General features: G+C 62.7%; 19 protein-coding genes and 1 pseudogene. 14 read left to right on the top strand and 6 right to left on the bottom strand.

The genetic code is table 11. The features are described from left to right. The first annotated feature begins 212 nt into the window (after positions 1 to 212). Positions 213 to 1,662 (top strand): annotated as a pseudogene (locus ACZY0Y_RS17210) (alkaline phosphatase D family protein). Positions 1,663 to 1,732: 70 nt separating this feature from the next. On the opposite strand, the gene ACZY0Y_RS17205 reads toward ACZY0Y_RS17210, so the two are convergent. After that, positions 1,733 to 2,140: a hypothetical protein gene (locus ACZY0Y_RS17205; protein WP_463886383.1), complete on the bottom strand. Its 408-nt coding sequence runs from the start codon at positions 2,138 to 2,140 to the stop codon at positions 1,733 to 1,735. Positions 2,141 to 2,315: 175 nt separating this feature from the next. Here ACZY0Y_RS17205 and ACZY0Y_RS17200 point away from each other — a divergent pair, with 175 nt between their 5' ends. From ACZY0Y_RS17200 to ACZY0Y_RS17160, 9 genes are all read left to right on the top strand, one after another. Continuing rightward, entirely contained in the window at positions 2,316 to 2,846 is a 531-nt protein-coding gene (locus ACZY0Y_RS17200) for an HNH endonuclease (RefSeq protein WP_463959389.1), read from the top strand. A gap of 158 nt (positions 2,847 to 3,004) precedes the next feature. Further along, positions 3,005 to 3,751 (top strand): haloacid dehalogenase type II, encoded by a 747-nt coding sequence (locus tag ACZY0Y_RS17195; RefSeq protein ID WP_463959387.1) that lies wholly within the window; start codon positions 3,005 to 3,007, stop codon positions 3,749 to 3,751. Continuing rightward, positions 3,697 to 4,050, top strand: coding sequence for an HNH endonuclease (locus ACZY0Y_RS17190; protein ID WP_463959385.1), 354 nt, complete (start codon positions 3,697 to 3,699; stop codon positions 4,048 to 4,050). Before ACZY0Y_RS17195 ends, ACZY0Y_RS17190 begins: the two co-directional genes overlap by 55 nt. Before the next feature lie 83 nt (positions 4,051 to 4,133). After that, a complete protein-coding gene (locus ACZY0Y_RS17185) occupies positions 4,134 to 4,499 on the top strand; it encodes a DUF3375 family protein (RefSeq protein ID WP_463959383.1) in 366 nt (121 codons plus the stop codon). Then, entirely contained in the window at positions 4,451 to 4,618 is a 168-nt protein-coding gene (locus ACZY0Y_RS17180) for a DUF3375 family protein (RefSeq protein ID WP_463959381.1), read from the top strand. Before ACZY0Y_RS17185 ends, ACZY0Y_RS17180 begins: the two co-directional genes overlap by 49 nt. Positions 4,619 to 4,691: 73 nt before the next feature. Further along, entirely contained in the window at positions 4,692 to 5,213 is a 522-nt protein-coding gene (locus ACZY0Y_RS17175; protein WP_463959379.1) for a hypothetical protein, read from the top strand. 118 nt (positions 5,214 to 5,331) lie between these two features. Continuing rightward, a complete protein-coding gene (locus tag ACZY0Y_RS17170) occupies positions 5,332 to 5,502 on the top strand; it encodes a hypothetical protein (protein WP_463959378.1) in 171 nt (56 codons plus the stop codon). A gap of 382 nt (positions 5,503 to 5,884) precedes the next feature. Further along, positions 5,885 to 6,685 carry an FxLYD domain-containing protein gene (locus ACZY0Y_RS17165; protein ID WP_463959376.1) on the top strand — a complete coding sequence of 267 codons (801 nt, stop codon included), beginning with the start codon at positions 5,885 to 5,887 and terminating at the stop codon, positions 6,683 to 6,685. 216 nt (positions 6,686 to 6,901) lie between these two features. Next, positions 6,902 to 7,186 carry an NAD(P)/FAD-dependent oxidoreductase gene (locus tag ACZY0Y_RS17160; RefSeq protein ID WP_463959374.1) on the top strand — a complete coding sequence of 95 codons (285 nt, stop codon included), beginning with the start codon at positions 6,902 to 6,904 and terminating at the stop codon, positions 7,184 to 7,186. A gap of 6 nt (positions 7,187 to 7,192) precedes the next feature. On the opposite strand, the gene ACZY0Y_RS17155 is transcribed toward ACZY0Y_RS17160, so the two are convergent. Further along, entirely contained in the window at positions 7,193 to 7,384 is a 192-nt protein-coding gene (locus tag ACZY0Y_RS17155; RefSeq protein WP_463959372.1) for a hypothetical protein, read from the bottom strand. Between the two features lie 63 nt (positions 7,385 to 7,447). On the opposite strand from ACZY0Y_RS17155, the gene ACZY0Y_RS17150 reads away from it, so the two are divergent. Then, positions 7,448 to 8,065 (top strand): hypothetical protein, encoded by a 618-nt coding sequence (locus ACZY0Y_RS17150; RefSeq protein WP_463959371.1) that lies wholly within the window; start codon positions 7,448 to 7,450, stop codon positions 8,063 to 8,065. A 641-nt stretch (positions 8,066 to 8,706) separates the two neighbouring features. On the opposite strand, the gene ACZY0Y_RS17145 is transcribed toward ACZY0Y_RS17150, so the two are convergent. Beyond that, positions 8,707 to 9,327, bottom strand: a complete 621-nt coding sequence (locus ACZY0Y_RS17145) for a DUF4230 domain-containing protein (RefSeq protein WP_463959369.1) — start codon at positions 9,325 to 9,327, stop codon at positions 8,707 to 8,709. A 411-nt stretch (positions 9,328 to 9,738) separates the two neighbouring features. Between ACZY0Y_RS17145 and ACZY0Y_RS17140 the strand changes: the two genes are divergently transcribed. Both ACZY0Y_RS17140 and ACZY0Y_RS17135 read left to right on the top strand, forming a co-directional pair. Continuing rightward, positions 9,739 to 11,052 (top strand): hypothetical protein, encoded by a 1,314-nt coding sequence (locus tag ACZY0Y_RS17140; RefSeq protein ID WP_463959367.1) that lies wholly within the window; start codon positions 9,739 to 9,741, stop codon positions 11,050 to 11,052. 71 nt (positions 11,053 to 11,123) lie between these two features. Then, positions 11,124 to 11,351, top strand: a complete 228-nt coding sequence (locus tag ACZY0Y_RS17135) for a hypothetical protein (protein WP_463959366.1) — start codon at positions 11,124 to 11,126, stop codon at positions 11,349 to 11,351. 555 nt (positions 11,352 to 11,906) lie between these two features. On the opposite strand, the gene proA is transcribed toward ACZY0Y_RS17135, so the two are convergent. The 3 genes from proA to ACZY0Y_RS17120 all read right to left on the bottom strand — a co-directional run bounded on the left by proA (position 11,907) and on the right by ACZY0Y_RS17120 (position 21,844). After that, positions 11,907 to 18,329 (bottom strand): anti-phage protein ProA, encoded by a 6,423-nt coding sequence (gene proA, locus ACZY0Y_RS17130; protein ID WP_463959365.1) that lies wholly within the window; start codon positions 18,327 to 18,329, stop codon positions 11,907 to 11,909. A 158-nt stretch (positions 18,330 to 18,487) separates the two neighbouring features. Beyond that, positions 18,488 to 19,675: an McrC family protein gene (locus tag ACZY0Y_RS17125; RefSeq protein WP_463959364.1), complete on the bottom strand. Its 1,188-nt coding sequence runs from the start codon at positions 19,673 to 19,675 to the stop codon at positions 18,488 to 18,490. A gap of 3 nt (positions 19,676 to 19,678) precedes the next feature. Then, on the bottom strand, positions 19,679 to 21,844 hold the full coding sequence (locus tag ACZY0Y_RS17120; RefSeq protein WP_463959362.1) for an AAA family ATPase: 2,166 nt from the start codon (positions 21,842 to 21,844) through the stop codon (positions 19,679 to 19,681). 352 nt (positions 21,845 to 22,196) lie between these two features. Between ACZY0Y_RS17120 and ACZY0Y_RS17115 the strand changes: the two genes are divergently transcribed. After that, the gene (locus tag ACZY0Y_RS17115; protein WP_463959360.1) at positions 22,197 to 23,387 is read left to right on the top strand and encodes a DNA cytosine methyltransferase; all 1,191 of its coding nucleotides are present in this window, start codon (positions 22,197 to 22,199) and stop codon (positions 23,385 to 23,387) included. The last annotated feature ends 309 nt before the right edge of the window (positions 23,388 to 23,696 follow it).

Raw genomic sequence — 23,696 nt, 5'->3', positions numbered from 1 at the left:
ACACCCAAGGGCAGCGAGGCCCGGCACCCCACCACGCACTCAGCCCGCAAAACCGCCAAAAGTCAGATCCAGATCATCAGCCCAGGCGGATCGGTGGATCAAGGCTTAGGGCAACCGACCCTACCCGGGACCCGCATGTCTTGTCACGCGCTTACCTGCACATTCACGTCCTCCTAGGACCTCCTCAATCCGCCGTGACTAGCGTGGCGGACATGGACAACACTTCGCGCAGATTTCCGCCGGCCTCGCGGCCGGACGGTTTCGTGATCTGGACCCGGCTGGCGCTGGACCCGGTGGCCGGGGACGGCCTGGGCGGCATGCCGTCCCGCGACGTCGCTGTGGCCGAGGACGAGGGGATGCGCACGGTGGTCGCGCGGCGTCGAGTATGCCCGGATCGAAACCGCGCACCCGGTGCACGTGGAGCTGCGGGGACTGCGGCCGGGACGCGAATACTTCTACCGGTTCCGCACCGGACGGCACCTCAGCGCCGTGGGCCGTACGCTCACCAGCCCGGCGCTGCACGAGACGCCAGCGGCGCTGGCCATGGCGTTCGCCAGCTGCGCCCAGTACGAGCACGGCTACTTCACCGCCTACACGCGCCTGGCGCAGGACCAGCCGGACCTGGTGCTGCACCTGGGCGACTACCTGTACGAGTACAAAAAGGACAGCTACGTTATTGCCGGCGGCAACCCGCGCGACCACGAAGGTCCCGAGGCCACCAGCCTGGCCGGCTACCGGCAGCGGCACGCGCAGTACAAGGCTGACGCCGATCTGCAGGCCGCCCACGCGGTCGCGCCGTGGCTGGTGGTGTGGGATGACCACGAGGTGGACAACAACTGGGCGGACGAGGTCCCGGAAAACACCGACGCCGGACAGCTGAACGACACCACAGAGCATTTCCGGCAGCGCCGCGCGGCGGCGTTCCAGGCGTACTACGAGAACATGCCGCTGCGGGCATCGTCCGTGCCGGCCGGGGTCGACATGAAGATCTACCGCACCATCCAGTGGGGCCAGCTGGCCAACTTCCACATGATGGACACCCGGCAGTACCGCGACGACCAGCTCGCCGGTGACGGCTGGAAGAAGAACGTCGCCGGACGCCTGGCCGAGGACCGCACCATCACCGGCGCGGAGCAGGAGAAGTGGCTGCTGGACGGCTTCAAGAACTCCACCCAGCGCTGGGACGTCCTGGGCCAGCAGGTGTTCTTCACCGAGCGGGACCGGAACAAGGCGCCGGAAATCGACGACGTCTCCATGGACGGGTGGGACGGCTACGCCGCGTCCCGCCGCCGCATCACGCAGGGCTGGGTGGATGCGAAGGTGCGCAACGCCGTGGTCCTCACCGGGGACGTGCACCGCAACTGGGCCAACGACGTCAAGGTGGACTACAAGGACCCGTCCTCGCCCGTGGTGGGCACGGAACTGGTGTGCACGTCGATCTCGTCCACCGGCAACGGTTCGGGCTCCACGACGGATCCGGTAATGGCCTGGAACCCGCACCTGAAGTTCTACAACGACAACCGCGGCTACGTGAACACCCGCATTACCAAGGATGCGATGACCGCCGATTTCCGGACGCTGGACTACGTCACGACGCCGGGGGCTCCCGTTTCAACGAAGGCGTCCTTTGCGATCCAGGACGGGGTTCCGGGGCTTCGGTAGGGGGAATCGGTTCGAAACCAGCCATAACGACGGCGGGCACTCGCCCGCCGTCGTCCGCTATTCCCCGTCGTTAGGCCTGCCGAAATCCTCCATAGCGCCCGCGGCGCCGGGGCGTCTCAACTTCGGCAAGGTACTTGACGATGCCTTCCAGCAGTTCATCCCGGAGCTGGTCGTCACAGTCCTCTATAGGACTCGTCGCGACCAGGTGATGACCGCCCTCCCTGATCTGGTACCAGCTTGGTACTCTACGCAGGACCCAGGTTCGAGTTGCGCTGTAGAGCAATCCCTCGGTGTCCACGGCAAACCGCCGAGCAGCGTCGGCCCCCAGCGTGAATGACCATCCCTCACCAACACCCCCGGCGTAGACCCACGGATGCCTGGACTGGTCAGCGCTGACGATGCCCTCCCTTGGTATTTGGCGGTGGTGACAAACTTGCGCGAACAATTGCAGCGCCTCGGCAAGGACCGAATCTTTCATCTTCACAACCTACCTGTTGGCCTTCGAGAACCCGGCAAAGTGTCTAGGTTTGCAGGCACGACGGTACGATCTCCCTAGCTGCAGCGCAGCAGGCTTACGACCGGGCTGAAGATCGATGGGGGACGACTGAATGGTGGAACTGAAACGAATTTACTGGAGCCGCCACGCTTTGCGGGTGGCATATTCGGCGGTGGTTGTGTGGTTGGGCGCCTCCGTTGTCCTGGCGCTTATGCCGAAGGCGAACCCGGCGGGCAGCCGCAGCGCAGCAACCGCCGCTGAAGTTCTTCGAGGCATGGTCGACGGCGTTCTGGCTGCGGTCGCACTCCCCGGACTGTTCGTGGTGGTTCTGACGATTGTTACCGCCGTCATCCGCGCCAGAGACGTCAAACGCCGGGACCCGGTCCGGCGTTTCAGCCGCCAGCAGCGCCGGGAGGGCATGGCACGCGCCGGTGGCCAGTGCGAGATGGAGTCCGGACTCCGGCGGCGGTGCGCGCTGCCCGCCGAGCACGGTGACCATTTCTACCCGTGGTCCAAGGGCGGATCCACCAGTCTGGAGAACTTTGTCGCAGCCTGTGCCAGGTGCAACCGGACGAAGGGCGCGCGGGTTCCCTCGCCCGGAAAGCAGGCAAGGATGGAACGACGACGGCGGGAGTACGTTGCGCCGGCGGCTTCCGTCAGCGTCGGTGCTCGGCAGCCGCTGTCCTGAGCTGCCTGAGCGTCGACGCCGAGGGTTTCACTGCTGAACGCAGTTGGAAATCCGGCGCCGGCGCGTGAGTAAACCGGGGGAAGAGATGGTGCGGCCGTTCGCCCAGTGCGCATACTGCCAGACTAACGGTCAGGGAAGTTCGGGGAAGGAGACAGGATATGACGATCCAGCCATACCGTTCACCGTCAACCGGGTGCGAGGTCCGCGCCGTCCTGTTCGACACCTTCGGCACGGTGGTGGACTGGCGCACCGGCGTCGCCCGGCAGGCGGCCGCCTTCGCCGCGACACATCGGCAGCATCTCGACGCCGAGGCGTTCGCTGATGACTGGCGCGCCCTTTACCAGCCGGCAATGGAGGCCATCCGCTCCGGATCCCGCGCATTCGCCACCCTGGACACACTCCACCGCGAAAACCTGGACCAGGTGCTCCGCCGCCACGGCTTCGATCCGGACCGGCTGGACGCAAGAACCCTGGAGGACTTGAACAGATCCTGGCACCGCCTGCCCCCGTGGCCGGACAGCCTGGAAGGTCTGGCCGCCGTCCGCCGAGGCTACATCGTCGGTCCCCTCTCCAATGGCAACACCTCGCTGCTAGTCGACATGGCCAGAAACGCCGGGCTTCCGTGGGACGTGATCATCGGCTCGGACATGACGCGCACGTACAAGCCGCTGCCGGCGGCCTACCTTCGGACCGCGGAGTTCCTGGACCTCAGGCCCGGTGAGGTGATGCTCTTGGCCGCCCACAACAACGACCTGCGTGCTGCCCGGGAGGCCGGTCTGGCGACGGCGTTCATCGCCCGCCCCACCGAATACGGCCCGGGCCAGGTTGCGGATCTGACGCCGGAGAGCGATTGGGACCTCTCGACATCAAGCATCACCAAACTGGCCCACGAGCTCGGGGCCTGAGCTGGCCCCCGCATTCGTTGGTCGGGCCGCACGAAAGCATCCTTCGCGATCCAGGACGGGGTCCCGCTGAGCACGGTGACCATTCCTACCCGTGGTCCAGGGGCGGATCCACCAGCCTGGAGAACTTTGTCGCGGCCTGCGCCAGATGTAACCGGACGAAGGGCGCGAGGGTTCCCTCGCCCGGTCAGCAGTCAAGGGTGGAACGACGACGGCGGAAGTACGTTGCGTTTGCTGGTTCCGTCAGCGTCGGTGCGGGGCAGCCTCTCCTGAGCGGCCTGAACCACCCCGCACTAAAATAGGGACACCAACTACTCCTCCACAGCCTGTCTGTGGTCGCATGTACCTTTGGCGCTAACGTCAGTACGCACGCATCAAGGACCCGATGGACTACTACGCAATCAGTTCGCTGCGTGAAAACCACGCGGGATGGTCCCTGCTGCGCGCGCAGAACGCCCCGCTGGCAGTCTCCTTTTTGGCCTCTACCGGGCCCAGCCAGCGGAACATCGGCCGCCAGGAGCTGATCGACCACCTCGACGACGTCCTGTTCGGCCTGGGCGAGGACGAGTTCCCCTGGCCGGCGTCGGAGTACCTGGACGACTGGGCAGCCCCGGAGCGTGCCTGGCTGCGCAATTACTATGTGCCCGGCCAGGACGAGCCACAGTACGATCTCAACCCAAAACCGAAAACGTGGTGCATTAGGTGGAGAGCCTGCGCGGCCGGGACTTCGCGGCCACCCAGTCGCGTCTGACCAGCATCCTCACCGTCCTCAAGGCCCTGGTCCAGCAGTCGGAGACGGACCCGGAAGTCCGGCTGGCCGAGCTCCAACGGCTGCATCCGCCTGGTCCGCGCCGCGACTGTACGGCGTGACCCGAACAACTCGACAGTTACGCTTCGCAGGTAGTGCACAGGGACCCGGGATTCTGACTCTAGACTCAGATGCATGCGTAAACATCTTGCCGTCCTTGGGGTGGCGGCGGTTCTTCTGACCGGCTGCTCAGCCCAAGCCACCCCCACCACGTCATCCGCCCCTGCAGCTGCAGCCACGACCGCTGCCAGCACACCGACTCCGACTCCCACACCGACCATTGCGGCCGACGCTACGTCCGTGGCCACCGCGCTGAAGGCCAAGGTCGACACCATCACTGCGGTCACCACGGTCACCGAAGAGCTGGACTCGAATAAGCTTCTGGGCCGTCCCGGCCAGTACACCTCGCTTGCGTGGATCACCGACTCAGGCGCTAAAGCAGGCGAGACCGGAACTGACGGAGGCGCCGTCGTTGAAGTGTTCGCTAACGAGGATGACGCCAAGACTCGGTCTGAATACATCCTGGGTGTGCTAAAGAAGATGGGCCCTGCCTTCGGCACCGAATGGCACCACTTGGACGGCGCAACCTTGCTGCGCGTCAGCGGCCAGCTCACCCCGGCCGTGAACGACCAGTACACCGCCGCCTTCGGAAAGTAGTTCCACCACCGACAAAGCCCGGCCGCCCATGGGTGGCCGGGCTTCACTTTGCCTGAATGGCGCAGATCCTCGAAAATCGGCCAACTGCCCCGAAGGTCAGGGCCGTTAAGAAGTAGCCGTGCCTTCATTCGTTGCAAGACCGGACAGCGTGGTCGACACCCTCGTAATCGGCCCAGGGCCGGCCGCCCTGGCCACGAGCTACGGGCTACGGGCTACGGGCTACGGGCTCACCCTGGCCGGCGTCGAACGTCTACTGCTGGAGCGGCGGCCGGAACTGGACGACGCCTAGCAGGACCGCAGGGCCTCGTTCTACCTGAACACGCCCACCTTTGTGCCCCTGCTCTCTGGCCGCACGTACGAAGGCCGAAGCCTGACGCGGTCTTATCAAGTTCTTCCGCGGCTGCGCCGGACGGATCGCGACCGCGGCCACCTAGGCGTGTCCTATTTCGCACCCCTTGCTGGCCGGCGGTTATCGTCAGAAACTTGCGTATACAGGTGGCCGTCCTTTCCCGGTGTCGTCCAGGTCGATTCTGCCCTCAGGTGGGCCGCGGACCGTCATGGAACAGCTGAATGCCGTACGGTGCCCCCACTTCATGTACTAATTACCCGTACAGATCATCCTGTCCGCCGTTGATGAAGACGCGGGCAGCAAGCACTCCCAGGGGGACACATTGAATAAGCGTTTGGGTGCCGTCGCGGCAGCACTGCTGGCGTTGACGGCAACCGGATGTGGCGCGTCGGCCACTCAGACCGGAGGCGGCACCGCGGCCGCCAGCAGCACAGAGTCGGCAGCACCGGCAACAACGTCGGCCGCGGCCGAAGTGAAGATGGGAACAACAGCAGACGCCATCTCGGCTGGCTGGCTCGCCGGTAACGCCGAACCCGTCTTCCCGGCCGGCGGAGCGGGCAAGGTCGACGTCGTCGCCTCCGCCCCTATAAAGGTAAACTCCGCCGGACTCGTGACCCTCCCCGTCGCTGTGCGCAACGGCACCCATGAGTCGATCACCAGCGTCGAGGTCAGCGGGGCTGCCATGGATGCCACCGGCAAGATCCTGGCCTCGGGTCGTAGCCAGGGCTTCTCCCCCGCGGTAGTGCCAGCCGGAGGTGTCTCTCTGGGGTACGTCTTCTTTGACGCGAAACTACCGGACACGGCAAAGCTCGAATTCACGGTTGCGTCAAAGCCGCTGGAAGGTGACCCCTACTTCCAGGATCTAAAGGTCGATCAAGCCAACTCTGTGGGGACGTCGGTCACTGGGAAAGCAACCAACACGTCTAAAAACGAGCTGAATGGACCCTATGGAGTTCATGTCACCTGCTTTGACGCGAAGGGCTCTCTGCTGGGCAGCCAAATCGGATTCGCCTCGCCCGATGCGGACCTGGCTGCCGGACAGAGTGTGACCTTCCAGGTGAACTTCTACGACGAGCCGTGCCCCACGTTCCTGGTCGGCGTCTCGGGGTACGGGCCACTGTAAGCGCCAAGCGCTTACCATCCGGGCGGGGAATTTGAGTTACCAAAGAACCTGGTAGCAATCGCTCAGGAAGTACCCCCGCCGAACTGGAACAACCTCCGGAGGTCGCCCGTCCACAGCCAGGTTTCTGGTTGCGGACGGGCGCCTTTGTTTGTGCCCGGGCAGGCTGGCCTGGCCACGAGCTACTGGCTAAGCCGGGCCGGCGTCAAACATCAGTTGTTGGAACGGCGCGAAACGCTTGGCGGGGCGTGGCAGGACCGGTGGGACGCGTTTTGCCTGAACACGCCGAACTTTTCGCTCGCGCTGCCCGGCATGCCGTATGACGGCCCCGCCCCGGAAGCATTCATGCTGCGAGATGGCCTCATCGGCCATTTCAGGCACTATGCGCAGAGCTACGACGCTCCTGTCCGAACGGGTGCAGATGTCACGCGTATCGCGCCCGCGGATGGCGGCGGCTTCAACGTGGCCACCACCCAGGGCAGCTGGGGCGGGCCCGGAACATGATGCTCGCTAGCAACGGATACCAGACGCCGAAAAAACCCGGCGCTGTCGGGGCAGCTGCCCAGCCACATCCTGCAACTGCACACCGACAGCTACCGCAACCCGGGCCAGCTGCCCGACGGCGCCGTCCTCATCGTTGGCACCGGCCAGTCCGGCGGGCAGATCGCCGAGGAACTGCTCGCCGTCGGCCGCGAAATCCACCTGGCGGTGTCCACGTGGCCGGAAGCACCGCGCCGGTACCGCGGCCAGGACCTCCTCTATTGGATGATGCAGCTTGCACAGTCCGGCCCCGACTACGGACTGAACGGCCTCACAGTGGGGCAGCTGCCCTCCCCCGCGGCGAGGTTCGCCTGCAACCCGCTGGTATCCGGCGCCGACGGCGGCCACGACATCCACCTGCGGGACCTCGGCCGGCGCGGCGTCCGGCTGCACGGCCATTTGGAAGCAGCCGACGACGGCGACCTCCTCTTCAGTGATGACCTTCCGGAACGCCTGGGCCTGGTGGACGCGGCGTTCTACCAGCGGATGAAGCCGATGTTCGACAGCTATATAGCCGCCACCGGTATGTCCGCACCGGAGCCGGAGCCGCCGCGCCAGGACGAGTGGCTTCCTTCAGAGCCGCCGCGGCTGAACCTCGAAGCCGCCAACGTCACGTCGGTCCTCTGGGCCACGGGCTACCGGCTGGACTTCAGCATCTTGGACATCCCCGTGCTGGACGAGTGGAACTACCCCCGGCACCATCGCGGCGTCACCGAACACCCGGGCTTGTACGCCGTCGGGTTGCCGTGGCTGACCGGGCACGGCTCGTCCATCGTGGCGGGCGTGGGCCACGATGCCGAATACATCTCGCAGCACATCGCCGGGACCAGCGCCGCCCGGTGATGGCGACGTTCCAGAGGGGTGACTACCTCGCGCAAGGCCCGTCAAAGTCCACTGCCGCGGCGAGGCCGGCCGAGCTGAACCATTCCCTGGCCCATGCGCGAGCTGCTCGGCAACAAGCTCCGGCGGCCCGCCGAACACGGACTTCCCCTCCTCGAAGAGGTCCCCGGTGCGCCGCATCACGTCGGCGCTTGAATTCGAGCCGATGGAGACCACCAGGGAACGGGCTTCCAGCGGTACCGCGCTGGCTTGAGCGAGGGCTTCATCCAGTCCGGATGAAAGCTCAAGGGGCCGGAATGCATTGCCGTCCATGACACCCGAGGCCATGGGCGGGTCCCTCGGATACAGCAGCGGATCGAGATGGCCGGCGCCGCCAGCACTGCCCAGTCCCACGGAGTCAGCCGGATGAAGCCGTCGGCATCCTGCTGGACTAATCAAAGTGGGCCGCTATCATGGCTCGGGACTTCGATTGTCCCGCACTTTTGGTACACGGGCAGTGTTCTCCCGCATTGAGGAGCGACGGCCGAGCTACCACTCCCCCTTTGTGCCAACCTCTTCATCTTGAGGCCATCAGCCGTCCTGCTCAGTGGGTGCAAAGCAACTAATCACCGCGAGGTTTCGCCAAACCGTCTGATCGGCACGATCTAGCCAGGTGTGTTGTCCCTAAAGGTGACCTGGTACCCAAGCGAACCGAACAGGCTGGTTAGCGTTTCCTTGGTATTCTCGGCAGCCCGCTCCCGTAGCTCGGACTTCTCCGCAGCGGCAGCCATTCTAGTTTCGGCGAGCTTATAGAGCTCCGCCTGCTGCGGTGTATCGAACACATCTGCGATCCGGTCGACCAAGCCACGATCGTCTTTGTACACCTTGAACCGGTCATGGTCGATGTTCGGCTTGTCGAGCTCCGGCTCAGGGAGCCGCAGCTCCACCGACTTGCCGTCCGGAGACAGTGTCAGGTCCTTTTCGGCCAAGCCTGCTAGATCGACATGAGCATTTACGGTGCCCGCCGCAACAAACAGAGTCCGCCTTCCGGCGATAATGTCGGGCATACCCTCATCGTCATCTCCGGTGTCGACTACCAGTTCAAAGGTGCCGATCGCGCTGTGGAGCTGGCTCACATCCTTGACCGACTTTAGAAGTACCGTCTGAGTCCGGTTGCCCTGACTCGACGGGAACGGACTGTATCCAAACACGTTCGCTACACCGAGCACGGCCAGTGCCGCGACCACCACAGCCGCGACGCGTTTGAAAAGTTTTGGTGCCGACATCGGACCCCTTTTTGCCTTGAAACGGCTTGGGTTCCGTTCCTATCGGTTTGCCCGTCCGGCGAGTGCGGGTGGGCTGATTCTGCATCAGTGTAGCGCCTGTGCTCGACTTGGCTGGCCTGGGCATGCCGGGCTCGCCGCGCTGTCAGTGTCCGCTGATATCTGCCTCATCAAAACACCCCAATAAGCCACCAGAAGGCGGATATGAATTGGCAACCGGGGGTTTCGGCCTGCGGCGAATGGTCGTCCAGAGAGCTTCTCGGTATGAATCGACCCGCATGTCCCCACCTCCATGCGGGAGGACAACGAATAGTCCTGACAATCCGGACAAGGGCTCCGGTCTGCGGTCAGAGGTTACTATTGGTGTCGCTACCACCGCCTATGGTGGAAGGCGGTTTGGGGAGGGGACAAGACGTGATCACTGATAACAAGGCACTCGTGCCAGTATGGACACTCGCTACGGAGGCGGTGACCATGACGAACGTGCTAGGCGATGAGGGCATGACGCCGGCCCGACTCGCTGAACTGAGAACAGTCCTAGCTACACTTGCGGATTCTCCCATTGTCACGCTGGAAGCACATCCGATTTCGACCAAGCGCGATCGGAACGGCGGGATTTTGCTTCATGCAGCCAGTCCGCTCGCAAAGCAGTTATCGCATCTGGTGACTGAGACAGCGAAGTCAGCGCCTCCGACGCTGAACGTCGCGGCTACCGGTGAAGTGCTGTACCGAATGGTGGTGCCGGCAAAGGTCGCCGCACAGGTCGGTAAAGGGCTCGTGAATCCCATGGTCGCCAAAGGGGTTGCGGGCGGTATTCGGGGCGCGCTGGTCAACTCTGGTGGGACCGCAGTAGCGCACGCCGCCTTTGTGCCCGTTGCTGGGACCGCCGCTGTTACAGGCGCTGCAGCCGGCTCGGCCACCACAGTTGGTGTGACCGCGGCCAGTGCAGGAGCATTGACAGTGGCCGCGCCCCTCGTGCTGATGGCCATCGCGGTCAGCGCCAGCGCCTACGCCGATCACCAAAGCCAGAAAGCAATCGAGCGAATCACTGACCTCCTGGAGCAGTTACACGACGACCACCTCGAGAGCGAACGCAACGAGCTAGATGCTTGTCCTGAAGCGATCGACAAGGCGACGTCGATCCTCCTCGACCAAGGCCGTATCGGCCTATCGCTAGGACTGGATTCCTCATCCCACGCGATCAGCACAGCGATTGCAGCAACCCGGAGGCGGCTCAAAAAGTGGCAAGCTGCACTGGACGCCCTGCCCGACGGACCGGTGGAAGTCGGCGCATTGACGAAGTCATTCCCCGGCATTAATGAGGAGGGCGGCGCGTTCCGCGCACACCTAGAGATTGCACGGCTTGCCATTGCTCTCAAACGCCGAGTGCTCGTGCTTCAAGCAGTTGAACACGCTCAACAGGACATGAGCAATCCATTCAAGAGCTTCATCGGATCATTGCGCGACGACGAGCGTGGCATAGACGAGTTGGAATCCGGTATCAACTCAGTTTTGCTTCGACTATCAACTCTCGAGTTGAAGCGTGACGGCGGTTTCCGGATCCCCGCGTTCACGCCCGGCGAGGTCGACCACCTACTCCAAGCCGCATATCGTCTTCGCGCCTTGGGCAATGGCCTCACGGGGGGAATCCAACAAGCTGACGTTGCCATTGAGATCGAACGAAGCGGCGACGGATCGCTCGTAGTGTTCCCTGCGGTCGCTGCCTAACCGGAGTCCGCACACCCGACCGCCGCCGCAGCGGCGACACCTCACGAACCACCGACGACACGGAGCAAACTATGGCTGGAAAAGCCGACAAAGCCGCAGCCCTATTTAAGAACGGAGGGGATAAAGCAAAAGCCGCCGGCGCCAAGCTTTACTCCCTCGCCAAAGACCCCGAGATGCAGGCAAAGGCAGCGAAACGGCTTGAGGACGGCAAGAGGATGTATCGGGCAGCAACCAGCCCCGAGGCAAAGCGGGCCTACCGTCACGCAGCGGAATTCATAAACAAGGCGCGGAAGAAATAGCCCCGACTACAGAATCACCAAGCTCTTTGCTTGGCATTCGCTAAGAACGGTTCGGTTCGCCGGGCCAGCAGCTTCGTAGAGAACGACGGCGGCGGGACAACGTCACACCCGACGCTCCCGTCAGTATCGGCCAACGGCTGCACTCCCTCAGGAAAGAATGCCGAGGACTGCACCTGCATTGTTTTATAGATCGGGCTCGTGGACTCCGATTCCAGGACCTCAACGCATGGGATGCTTGCGCAATTTGGCGGGAGCTGCTTACCTGCTGCATGTCGCTGGGCTCGTCATCAACCGTGTGCTCAGTAAGCCAACATAGGTTGCCGTTCTCGTCGTGAAACGGGTAAGTCTGCGAATGGTCCAGACTTGCCAACGCGTAATCGATACTCATGTGATCAGCCCTTGCCATAATTACCAGCGCTTGCTGCCAGGTCATGTTAGCCCCGATGAGCTTATCCGGCCTGGCCAGGAAAGGCTCGCCACACCCTGTGATTTCGTACCGCTTCAATGTGGCCCTTATCTTGGTGCGAGAAATCTTCGAGCGAACTACCCCACGTATCAGCCCGCCAAATGAACCACATCACCGCGCAGCTCGAGTCGCTCGGTATCGACCCCATACTGCAAGCCCTCGTTCAGCCGCGCGGTAACGCCGGCAGTCCGCCGCTTTCCGCCAAAGAGTCGGATCGTCTCTCGGTGCAGCTCGCCAGTGGAGATACCGCCCGAGAGCCGGACAATGTCCACCATCGCATTGCGAAGCTCCACGACGCTGATGTTTTCCGGCTTTCGATCGACTTCCGGCCCATTGTTCCGGAAGTCCGTCCACTCCTCCCGGTCAACGGACACGTCCCAGATGAAGCCGTCGTCATCACAGAAGTGCACTGACGTGTCCAGGATATCCAGCACCGAATTCGCGCGCTGGGGGTTGACCTTGTTGAGGCTAAACGCGGCGCAAGTTAGCTTGGCCAGACGCTCCTGGTGAATCGGTCCCTCGGCTTGGACGATTTCATGGATCACCTCGCGGACCGATATCACGGACCTCCGGGTCCGCAAGTTGTCCAAGACTTCTATGCCACCGAAACGCCGGACTGTCCACGGCTTGTAGGCCGGGATTTCGGGTTCTGCGACGGCGACCGCCACCTTGGAGGTGGTCGTCGCTGTCGCCAGCATCGGAACAGAATCAGGCACTGACAAGCGGCTGAAGTCGCCGGCGGCCGTGGCCACAGAGGCAACGACCACTGGCACACCAAGCGCGGGCTCGGAATCAACTACGTCCGGAACGGGAGCAGGCAATCCCGAAGCCGCCTCAGCGAACGCCATCTCCAACTTGTCCAGCACTGCTTCGCGGTCGCTGATCCAAGCCGGGAGCCAGACTCGCTGGACGGATGGCCAGCGCATCATGCGCGTGAGGACGTCTCCCGGCAGGCCGTCCCTGTCCCCCGCTGTCCGCCGGGCGGCCCACGCCGGACTGTCCAGCAGGATGGCCATCGACGGCCGGTCGGGGGCATCCAGCGAAGCCAGGCTGATGTCGACCTTGAAGTCGGACAACCCGACATCAGTGGCGACGGCATACCCGCGGTCCCGAAGCGCGTCGGCGATTTCCTCGCGGTGAAGGTCCACTGCGATAGTGCGGCGCCCGTCGTAGGGCAGCGCGCCGGTTCCGTGTTCGGCAAGGTCCAGGTAGGAGCGGAGGTGCTTGATGCCGACGGAGCTGGTTTCCTCGGCCCGCAGCTCGGAGGGGCTGAAGCTGGAGAACACGATGACCTGTCGCCGCGCGCGGGTCACAGCCACGTTCAGCCGCCGTTCGCCGCCGGCCCGGTTCAACGGCCCAAAGTTCAGCGGCAGGTAGCCCTTGTCGTTCTTGCTGAACCCGGTTGAGAAGAGGATGACGTCCCGTTCGTCGCCCTGGACGTTTTCGAGGTTCTTCACGAAGAGACCCTCGGGGTCTTCGTCCAGCGCCTTGATGATGCGAGGGTCCTCGGTGTCGCGCAGGAGGCTTTCGATCAGGGCCCGCTGCTGCAGGTTGAAGGTCACCACACCCACGGACGGCGACTCAGTGCCGCCGTCGAACCGCCGCCGCACTTCCGCCACCACGGCCTTCGCCTCGATCGGGTTGGTCCGCAGCACCTTCGAAGTTCCCGACCGGAAGAACTGGCCGTCCACGCGCACAAAATTCACGCCGTGACCACGCACTCCGGGATCCGGGGCTCCATGAGAGGGCCCGGGGAAGGACGACAGCTTGCTCTCGTAGTACTGCTGGTTACTGAACGCGATGAGCGATTCATCCTGGCTGCGGTAATGCCAAGACAGCCACTGCCGCGGCACGCGCGCCTCAACGCATTCGGACAGGATGGACTCCATGTCCTCGACGGCGGTGACTTCGCTCTCCACCTCGTCGAGGGAATCGTTGGACGATTCCGCAAACGACGTCGGGGGCATCTGTTTGCTGTCGCCCACCACCACCACCGAGGCCCCGCGGCCCATGGCACCGACGGCGTCTGCCACCCGGATCTGCGACGCCTCATCGAACACCACAATGTCGAAGAGGTCGGCTCGTGCCGGGAAGAAGCGAGCGACAGAGTCCGGGCTAACCAGCGTGCAGGGCATGATCTGGGTGATGAGGTCGGCGTAGCTCTCCATCAGCTTGCGCACGGTAAGCCCGCCGCGTTGCCTGGTCAGCTGTCGCTGCAGCTCCCCCATCCGGCCGGACGTCGACGACGTCGATACCCGCCGTGAACTCACGACGCCGGCGGCAAGGTTGCGCTTGAGAAGCTCGCGCACCAGCGTGGCTCGGGTGCTGAACCGCTCGATTGTCCGTTCGTGGGCTTGGGCGTCAAAATCCTGCAGGCCGGTTGCCAGGCTGCGTTCTGCCAGGGAACTTTCGGCCAGTCCGCACTCGAAAGCCGTGGCGGCGTCATCCGCGTCAAGTTCGCCATCCAGAATTGCGGTCCGCACTCCGTGTAGGCCCACGGATCGCAGCGGCTCCACATGGCGCAGCAATTCCAGCCACCGCTCCAGGGCTCGGGACCCTGTGGCGTCGAGGCCGCGGGCGGCGCGTGTGCTGCCCCAGGCGTCCAGGAAACCCCTGCTTCCCATCCAGCGGATGAGCTCGGATTGGTCGACAACCGGGAGGCCCGTGAGGTCTTCCCACGCTGATGCGAGCTCGTACAGCCAGGCGATCACGTTCTCATGGACCGGCTTGCCACCGTCGAGGAACGTACGCAGCGCAGCTTGGAAGGGGACTATGTTGTCGCCGGCATTGGGCTGGACGGCCTGCGCGGCCCAGCGCAGCCACCCGAGCCGGTGCTCCAGCGCTTGCTGGCCGGCCTCAGTCAACGGGTTCCAGCCCTGAGGGACCGCCATGCCCGGAACAGCCTGGGCCTCGGTCTGAAGTCCGCGGATCTGCTGCTGCGCGGCAACCAGGTTCTGCAGCAGCTGCACCAGCTCTTTTGGCCGGACATTCGCTCCCGAGTGCACCACGGCGTCAAGTTCCGCGACTACGGCCAACATCCGCTTCTTGCGTCCAAAGAAACCGCTGGCCGCCGCTTGCTCTGCGCGCCCGAGGATTTCTTGGAGTGAGAGGTCCATGGCCTCAGGCCCGACCTTTTCCAGACCGGGGTGATTCACTGCTGCGAAGGCAGTGACCAGCTGTTCCAAGTGCTGCGCCCCAGCGGACCACTGTCCTGACCTCACGACGTCGAGGGTCTCGACCGGGACGCTGCGGTCCTCGAGGAGCGCAGCGAGGACGCGGAGTTCGGAGGGAGTGGTTGCGGACGACACCACGTCGGGCAGCCCCTCAACGGAACGGGCGGCGTCGAGCGCAGCGTCGACGCGCTGTCCGGCGCTGATCAGCTGGTCTCCCACGCCAGCGCTGGCAGCGGAGTCGACGAACCGCCACGGGTGAGTCGTGGCGGGGCGGGCCCGGTCGGTGTATTCGGGCAGCTCCCGAAGCACAGCGCGCACGGGTTCCAGGACAGTCTCATTCGCGGAAGCCGTGAACTCGACACTGAGAGGGAGTGCCGAGCCGTCTGGATCGAACGTCAACGCTTTAGTCCGCGCACTGTAGAGGGATAGCTGGGCGCCGTTTTCCTCGTGCAGACGGCTGGCATAGCGGATGAGGCCGCGACGCGCGGAGGCGAGGTCCGTCGAAGCGGTGTCCAGCTGCTGGGCCTCGGAATCCAGACGCAGCTCAAGCGCCTGCTTGATTTGGGCGCGGACGGCGGCTGGTTTACTCCCCTTGTCGTGAAGGTCGAGAGAGAACGGGCCCATGCCCACCTCTTCAAGGCGTTTCTGGACAACGTCCAGCGCGGCACGCTTCTCAGCGACGAACAGGACACGCTTACCTTCCACGATGGCGCGTGTGAGTAGGTTAGTGATTGTCTGGGACTTGCCAGTGCCTGGCGGTCCTTCCAGAACGAAGGTCTGGCCAGAGACGGCGGAGGCGACGGCCTGCAGCTGCGACGAGTCGGCCGGAATGGGACACTGCGCAGACAGAGCATCAAGGTCCGTCTCTTCTGCAGCCTTCACCGTGTCGTTGAAGAGCTCCGTCGGGCTGCTGATGAGGTGATCCACGAGGCGGTTCTTGGCGAACTGCTCCCAGCTTTCGTCCAAGTCTTTCCAAAGACGGAACTTCGCGAACTGCAGCATGGACAGGTCCACGGTGTTCTCGACCCTGAACGCCAGCCCCTTCGCAGAGACAGCTTCCCTGACTGCGTTGAAAGCGGCGTCCAGGTCGATGCCGGATCCGTCTTCCGCCGGCTCTGCCAAACCGGGAATCCGGAGCCCGTGAGTCTGGGCAAGCTTTTCCAGCAGGCAGTAGTTGGGCGTTGACTGCCCGGCCTCGTCCAGCGTGACCCGGTACAGCCCGTTCTTTCCGGCCGAGGTGAGGTTGACGGGGATGAGCACTAGCGGCGAGCGCAGGGTGCGGCCATCCAGTTCCCACAGAAGGCTGCCGACGGCCAGATAAAGGTTGTTGGCGCCCGCTTCTTCTGTCTGGGTCTTTGCTTTGTACGCCAGGCCGCGCATTTTGGAGTTGTAGGCCTCCTCGGTCACCTCCGCGAAGACGGTTTTCTTTGTGCTGAGCATGCTGATCAGTTCGGCCTGCGGAAGGTCCCGGCCGAAGCGGATGCCGCGTTCCTGGTGGACCGCGCTGATCTGATTGGACGGAAGTAGGCCGATGGGGGTGCCGTTGCTGACGAAATCTTCGAACGGGCCAATCCACGTACTGGGAACCGCGAGGGGGAATCGTGCCGTGTCCGTGAAGTTGATCAGCCTGTTTCTGAGGCTGAGGTCCAGCAGCGCGTTCTTCCACTGCGTGACGCGCGGCGGAACATCTGACGCGGTCCCATCGCGCCGGGAAATCCTACCGTTTTTCTCAGGTAGCACGGGGGCAATTTTGGCCTGCGGAACGTAGTTGTTGACGACCAGCTCTCCGGAACCAGCCGTCGTCCGTGCGGGCAGAGGGTAGATGCCATCAAGGCGGGCGCGGCGGATGTCAGTGACCGCCAGGATCTCATCGTGACCCCTCTCGATGTACTTCGATTCCGGGCTACTCCTGAGCATGGGAAGCGTGATCGTCTGGCTGCCGGTCAGCAGAGTGGTTTCAATAAGGCCGATGTAACCACGCTGGACAAGGCTGACGAGTTCGGCGACGTCGTCGGAAGCCGCGGTGGGAAGCGCCATTTCCTCCCTCCAGTACCCGAGGAAGGCGTGCCCGTCCACTAGCCACAGGAGTGGTGCAATTCCGCAGAACTCCAGCGCGGCCGCCAGGACGATCGTCGTATCGAGACACGTGCCTAGGCGGTCTTCCAGCACCTGGGCGGGAGTCCGGACCTGTTGGCCCTGGTGGCCCCAACTGGCGGGCGGCATACTGTACCGAATGTCGCGCTTGCTGGCTGCTTGGGCGAGCGCAAAGACGATTTCGTCTACCCGTTCGGCACCGTCCGTGTAACCGTCCAGACTGCTGCTTCCAGTGGTGTTTGCCAGTAGGTCGGCGGCTTCGGAGACCAGCTTGGCGATTGCCGGGTGATGCGGCTGAACGAAGGCGGCGAGGAATTCGTAGGAGACGAGACCTCTGCCGGCGATCCATAGCTGCGCCGGGAGGAGTTGAAGACGCGCTTCGGCCTTGCCGAGTTCCGTCGCCGCTGAGCTGGCCGCACCGGACTCGACGGTGACGACTACCCGGCCCGGCTGCTTGTCGGACAGCTCGTACATCGTGGTGGCGGAGATTTGCACGTCGATGTCGTCCAAGACGATTGCCTGCCCAGCAGCGAGGTCGACATACTGCTGGAAGTCCTCTGAGATCCTGCCGGTGCTGGCAAAGACCTCCACACGGACCACTGCGCCGCGGATCTCCGTGCCCGGGTTCGTGATCTTGACCTGCCGCACGAACTTGAAGCCGTTGTGCACCATGGCATAGCTGAGCGACTCGGCTGCGGTAATCTCCACGCTGACGGGATGCTGCTTGATCGGGTGCTCGAGCGGCTGTGGATCTGGTTTCTCTCCTGCCTCGCTCCCGACGCCGGTCTCCGAAGTTTCGCTGGCGCGTTCAGAGGTATCGCGCAACTTGTATTCAGCGAGCAGGGCGCTGAGCGCCTGTGCCGCGCCATCCAGCCCCAGGTGCTTGGCGAGCCGGCCAGCTGTATCCAGCGCACGGAAGGTGTCCGCGTCGTTGACGGTCTCGTTGTGGGCCCAGAGGTTACGGGTCTGGCGAAGTTCGGAAGTGTAGCTGCGGGCGTCGTGGGTGAGATTGAAGGGGTAGCCAAGGGATCCCAGAGGCTCTGTCATGACGCGGAGTTGCACGCTCGGATCCGAGGGCGAGTACGTCATCGGCGCTCTGCCGGCGCTGGCGTCCTTGTGCTCCAGGAGCTTGGGCCAGGAAATGCCTGGCGCAACACCTTCCAGGACTGAAGCAATGTAGGAGCCAAGGCTGGTTGCCAAGGTTTCCAGAGCACGGCCAACGTACTCGCGGTTGGAAAGCCCCATTTGTGTTCCCCCATCTGCGGCACGTGCGCCGACAATAAGCTCAGCTCAGAGTAGTGCGTCAGCACCATCGTCCAAACCCGCGTCCGCGAACGTGCACTAATTCCGAACGCTACCCGACCACTTGATCACTGTAGTACCGTGGTCAACCTAAGTTGCCTCTAGTTTGCGACTTTTGAATGTTCAATTATCTTTGTGGCCAAGTTCTGGACCTGCTGAAGCAGTTGCTCCGGCTTTGCCTCCAAGTCCAGGGCGTGGCTATAGATGTGGATGTCGGCGCCGTCGATCTCGTGTGAGAGTTCAGCATTTTGAGCCTTGGCGTATACAAGATGGCCGACTTTCATTTTAAACCTCGTGCAGTAGGCCAGCATTTGGTACAGGTCCGCGTTCGGGAACCGTTTATTCTTTTCGGCTTTGTACTTTGCGTCGAGAACTGCAAAAACCACATCATCGTTATGCCAAACTATGTCCGGTCGCAAAGAGACCTTGGCGCCGACGTCCAGGTGTTTCCCTGTGTATTGCAGATCAATTCTTCCGTCGCTAGAGCCCATTGCTTCCCGAAGAGCCACCGAGACGAAATCCTCGAAAACTTCCCACATATCGAAGAGAAACGACCTAGCGGTCACCTCCCCGGAAGGCTGCTCCAAGGAACCATGGCGGAGGATGATCTGGGCCAGAACGACGGCTGGGCGGTAGTGGGTGTTTAACCGGGTGAACCTGATGTCGGGAAGCTCGGACCGTCGGGCGACAGTTGCCACGCCATCGAATTTCAGCAGCAGCTTCCGTAGGGACTGTCTGTCAGACTCGGCGAGACGCGGAACCGTTAGAAGAGCTCTAGCCGCCGACAGCAGGAGGCGGTTCTCGGCCACGTCTACGGTGTATTCGTCGTACGAAACCTCCGCTGGGAGCGGCAAGCCAGCACGGCGTCCAATCTGGGCCCCCGCGTCGAGCCTTCCTCGAATCAAGGGCTCAGCCTGGTGCACGGTCCTGTATCCCTGAAGCAACCCCTGGACAGTGGCGTTCTTCACCTGCCGGATAAATGAGCTGGCAATGCTGCTTACCAGGTCGTCATTAGAGGAAAGCGAAACGTCGTCGTCGCGCCAATATCCCGGCGCCCGCGAATATCCCATGAGATAGAAGAGCCGCGATATGGGCATCTTCGGTCGGATGCTAAGCTCGTCGGTCCCAATGGCGATCACCCCTACTTTTGATACCGCGGACACTGTCCACTGGCCACCTCCTTCAGGAAGGGCCGTAGCGATCCCCAGGTCGTTAATCGCCCGGCCCACCTCATCCGGCAACGCCAACGTCTGACTGGCTCCGCTCTCACGAAGTTCGAAGATTGCCAACGACTATTCCGCCGCGGCCGGTGGTGTGCTCTCGCCGGTCGTATCCCTGGCGGCTCCATTCTCTATTGCGGAACGCTCCGCCCTCAGGGTCTCGAGACGGTATTGCTTCAGGACATCTTTGCCCTCGCCGTAGTGATGCTCTTCGAGAAGCGGCAGGATTTCCGATGACCAGATACGGTCGAGGACGTCAGCGGTGAGTTCTCCTCGCTTCGGCATCAAGTACGACGGCCCGATGCTGAAAGCAGGGTCCTTGATCTTCGTATTGAGCTGGTTAAGCAGCACTGCGGGCTCTTGGCCAAGTTGGTTGTGCTGGTGCGCGGCGAGCCAAGCGCTAAGCACCCCAGAGACAGGTTTGTGCGCGGGGTGGAGTTCACGGAACGCAAAACGACGCCGCATCGCCGCGTCCATGAGGGCGATGGAGCGGTCGGAGGTATTCATAGTGCCGATAATAAAGAGGTTGTCTGGGAGCTCGAAGGGCTCTGCGCTGTATTGGAGACTGATCTTCCGGTGCCTGTATTCCAGCAGGAAGTAGAGCTCGCCGAAGATCTTGGCGAGGTTGCCGCGGTTAATTTCGTCAATGACGAGAACGAAGTTCCGGTGCTTGGCCCTGTTGGCTTTGTCCACGATCCGCCGAAGCGGACCGTCTTTGAGCTCGTAGCTGAGGGTGCCATTGACAGTGACCGGGCGGTACCCCTGGAAGAAGTCTTCATAGGCGTAGCTCGGATGAAACTGGACCAGCTCCGCTTCGTCGCGCGCGATGTGTTCGGCGAGGGCGAGGGCGACGAACGTCTTGCCCGTGCCTGGCGGGCCAAACAGAATCAGTTGACGCTTTGACTCCAGCAAATCCAATGAGTCCTGCAGCCATTCTTGGTTGATGAACACCCTGCCGCTCAGTGCAACGTCTGCTTGCGGGAAGGGTACCCGCTCGTTTCCGGGTGCCGGCAGCGGTTCCGTTGCTTCGTCGCCAACTTCGCCGGCGTTATTGGGCCTCGGGCTGCTCCCCTTCTTCCACTGCGGCTTATGCTCCTCGTCATAGAAGTCGATGTGCTTGCCGCTCTCCTGCTGCATACGCAGGCCGACGCTAAACAGGTCCCGGTCAACATCCCCGGTGGAATCTGCGTCATGACTGATAAACGCGTTTCGTATCAGACCTTTGTCCTCGTCGGAGAAGCTATCCGTAAACGTCTCCGGATGGACCATGTAGAGCAGAGCGTTTCGTTGCGTCGGGAAGTTGTGGCCTTTCACCCCGAAGACGAAGGATTTCCAAGCCCACGGATCCTGCATCACTTCTTGCTGCGTCTCCACCGTTGCCTGCAGATAGGCCTCGACCACCGAAATAACCACCACCATCGCTTGGAAGGTGTTGCTGTTCATGGCCTGGCCGGGCATGACGACGCCATTCTTGAGCCCGCTGAGAACCTGCTCGGGAATGGCAACCGGCTCATCCATGGTCTGCAGAACTGCCGAGATCCGTTCGCGTTTCTTTCCGAATCCGATGGCCCGGTCTACCGACGGAAGCACCTGCCAAGTCACGAGCTCGGCCATCAGCAGCCGAGCGTCATCGGAGGCTTCCGCAAACTGCTGACGAACCTTCTCGACGAACGTCCCCTCGCCCATGTCAGGAGCGTCGATAAACCTCTGCCGGATTTCCGAAATTGCCTCTACCGTCCAAACGTCACGGTCCGGGTCGAACACTGACGTGCCCTCGCGGAGACCCCGTTGCACGAACAGCGCAGTCGTGGTCCGGAAAACATCCTCAGCAGAGTTCCGTGAAACCAGCACCGTTCGGAGTTGTTCTGCGCGATTAGCCTTTCGGGCCGCGGTCTGGGCGGCACTCAACTTTGCCATCTGCCCGAACAGCTCGTCTGCCCCGGAGTAAAGGTCGAGCGCTTTGACCCCTTCGGGCGTAATGCGCCAGATCCCGTCCGTCTTGGTCATCCACCCCGCCACGACCAGGCCGATGGAGTCGAAGGACAAACTTGAGTATCCGCGGAGCTGGTTGCTCGGATTGGTCGTAGATTCAGCGGGGCTGAGAGGAACGCGTTCGATGGCGAGTTGGAAGATCCCGTCCGCGTCTTTCGTGTTAGCGACTCCCTCGGAGTGCGCAGCCAATATTTCCAAGACGGCGCGAATGCGCTTTCGACGGTTCGGTCCGGTGCTTTCAGACATTATCTCTCGGCATTCTGTTCATTGCGACTGGACTGCCAGAGACAGCTCTCCAGCCATTCCAACGAGTGCTAGTGGGACGGGTACGTCTGCGTTCATCCTATTGGTCACCTCGGACCTTGGAACGATTTGAGCTTTAAGCTCTGTGTCAGTCGATAACCGGCCACTCACGATCAGCGTCCTCATCTTTTCGCCTTCGGTCAGAACTCCTTGAGTTTCACCAGAGATGATGACCGTCACTGTAACCACTGCCACCAACCAAAGGATCGCCCCACAGGGTCATAGCGGCTGACGACCGTTGGCAGTCGGCGATGCAAGTCGGTCAGAGTACCGGCGACCGATATGATCGTGTCCTATGACCAGCATGCAACCCGCCCCACCCGTTTCTGAAGCTCTAATGGTGGATCTATTCGCGGGCCCCGGCGGGTTGGATGTTGCTGCCGAATGGCTGGGACTGTCCGCCGCTGGTATCGAGTGGGACGAGAACGCCTGCGAAACAAGGCGCGCCGCTGGACTTGAAACCGTACAAGGTGACGTTCGGCAGTTCAGTCCCAACGACTTTCCCCGAGCCACGGTCCTCGCCGGGGGGCCGCCATGTCAGACATACACGGTTGCCGGGGCAGGCGCCGGCCGCAAGGCCCTGAGCCAGGTCTTGGCCTTCATTGGCCGCATGGCCGATGGGGACGACATCGCTCAGGAACTTGCGGCTCTTCAAGACGAACGAACCGGGCTGGTACTGCAGCCGCTGCGATGGGCGCTGGAGGCCCAGCGCGCCGGGACCCCCTACGAAGCAATCGTTTTGGAGCAGGTACCCGCAGTCCTACCGGTGTGGGAAGCTATGGCTGACGTCCTTAAGATGCTCGGCTACAAGACGGTGACCGGGGTACTCTGCGCAGAAGAGTTCGGGGTCCCGCAGACACGGCGGCGTGCAATTCTGCTCGCAAACCGGCAGGTCACACCGTCCCTCCCGATCCCGACGCATCGGCGCTTCAGGAGAGGGCAAATGCCGGTCACCACGGAGCACGATGCCCTACTTCCATACCGGAGCATCGGCCAAACTCTCGACCGGCCAGGGACCTTCGAGCTCGTCTCGAACTACGGAACCGGCGGCGATCCGAAGGCCCGCGGCAGGCGCACCTCGAAGGAACCCGCCTTCACGGTTACGGGGAAAGTTACTCGAAATCGCTTGTTCTCAAACGGTAGCGAACTTGACCGGCTCACGGTTTCAGAAGCAGGCCGTCTCCAGACATTTCCCGCAAACTACCCGTGGTCAGGGAAGGACGTCTCGCAACAGATCGGCAACGCCATTCCACCCCGTCTCGCGGCTCACGTTCTAGCGGCAGCGCTGGGCCAAGAAATCGACCCGGGTTTCCTCGACAGGATCACAAGAGCGGAGTGGAAAACGACCCAGGTTGGCACCAAGGGGTCGGCCGCCTACACCGAGGGGGTCAAGGCACCTGAGGCTTCGCAAGAGGAAGCCATTCGCAACTCCCAGGAACAGCCCCAGGCTCTTTCCGCCGCGAGTTCGGAACTCGTCTTCATGTAGCGGTTATCTGCCGGGCGCATCTACGCACTGCTGGCGACAGAGTAGGCCTTCGGCGCCTCGCTCCTCTGCCCCTGAATCATGTCCTTGGCGACCGAACAGCGACTAATATCTACAGCCCCTGATGGAAGTCCAGGCTACGAGGCGTCACAGGACTGCTGCAGTGGCGTCAGGACACACGACATCGGTTGGCCCATCTGTTAGCCCGAGGTTTTCATGAGGGTGGGGCCCGCAGGGTGTGTTTAAGCGACGAAAGGTGCTTCTGAACTGGGAAAATAGTGTTGTTGACGCACTGTTCTACCGGCTGAAAGA

The sequence above is a fragment of the Pseudarthrobacter kochi genome (assembly GCF_055412805.1).
This window is presented reverse-complemented; position numbering and strand designations above follow the sequence as displayed.

Bases quoted from the DNA above. Each gene is read 5' to 3' on its own strand.
- proA (WP_463959365.1), bottom strand. From the start codon at position 18,329: ATGGGGCTTTCCAACCGCGAGTACGTTGGCCGTGCTCTGGAAACCTTG.
- ACZY0Y_RS17135 (WP_463959366.1), top strand. From the start codon at position 11,124: ATGGCTGGAAAAGCCGACAAAGCCGCAGCCCTATTTAAGAACGGAGGG.
- ACZY0Y_RS17205 (WP_463886383.1), bottom strand. From the start codon at position 2,140: ATGAAAGATTCGGTCCTTGCCGAGGCGCTGCAATTGTTCGCGCAAGTT.
- ACZY0Y_RS17185 (WP_463959383.1), top strand. From the start codon at position 4,134: ATGGACTACTACGCAATCAGTTCGCTGCGTGAAAACCACGCGGGATGG.
- ACZY0Y_RS17150 (WP_463959371.1), top strand. From the start codon at position 7,448: ATGATGCAGCTTGCACAGTCCGGCCCCGACTACGGACTGAACGGCCTC.
- ACZY0Y_RS17115 (WP_463959360.1), top strand. From the start codon at position 22,197: ATGACCAGCATGCAACCCGCCCCACCCGTTTCTGAAGCTCTAATGGTG.
- ACZY0Y_RS17120 (WP_463959362.1), bottom strand. From the start codon at position 21,844: ATGTCTGAAAGCACCGGACCGAACCGTCGAAAGCGCATTCGCGCCGTC.
- ACZY0Y_RS17145 (WP_463959369.1), bottom strand. From the start codon at position 9,327: ATGTCGGCACCAAAACTTTTCAAACGCGTCGCGGCTGTGGTGGTCGCG.
- ACZY0Y_RS17175 (WP_463959379.1), top strand. From the start codon at position 4,692: ATGCGTAAACATCTTGCCGTCCTTGGGGTGGCGGCGGTTCTTCTGACC.
- ACZY0Y_RS17195 (WP_463959387.1), top strand. From the start codon at position 3,005: ATGACGATCCAGCCATACCGTTCACCGTCAACCGGGTGCGAGGTCCGC.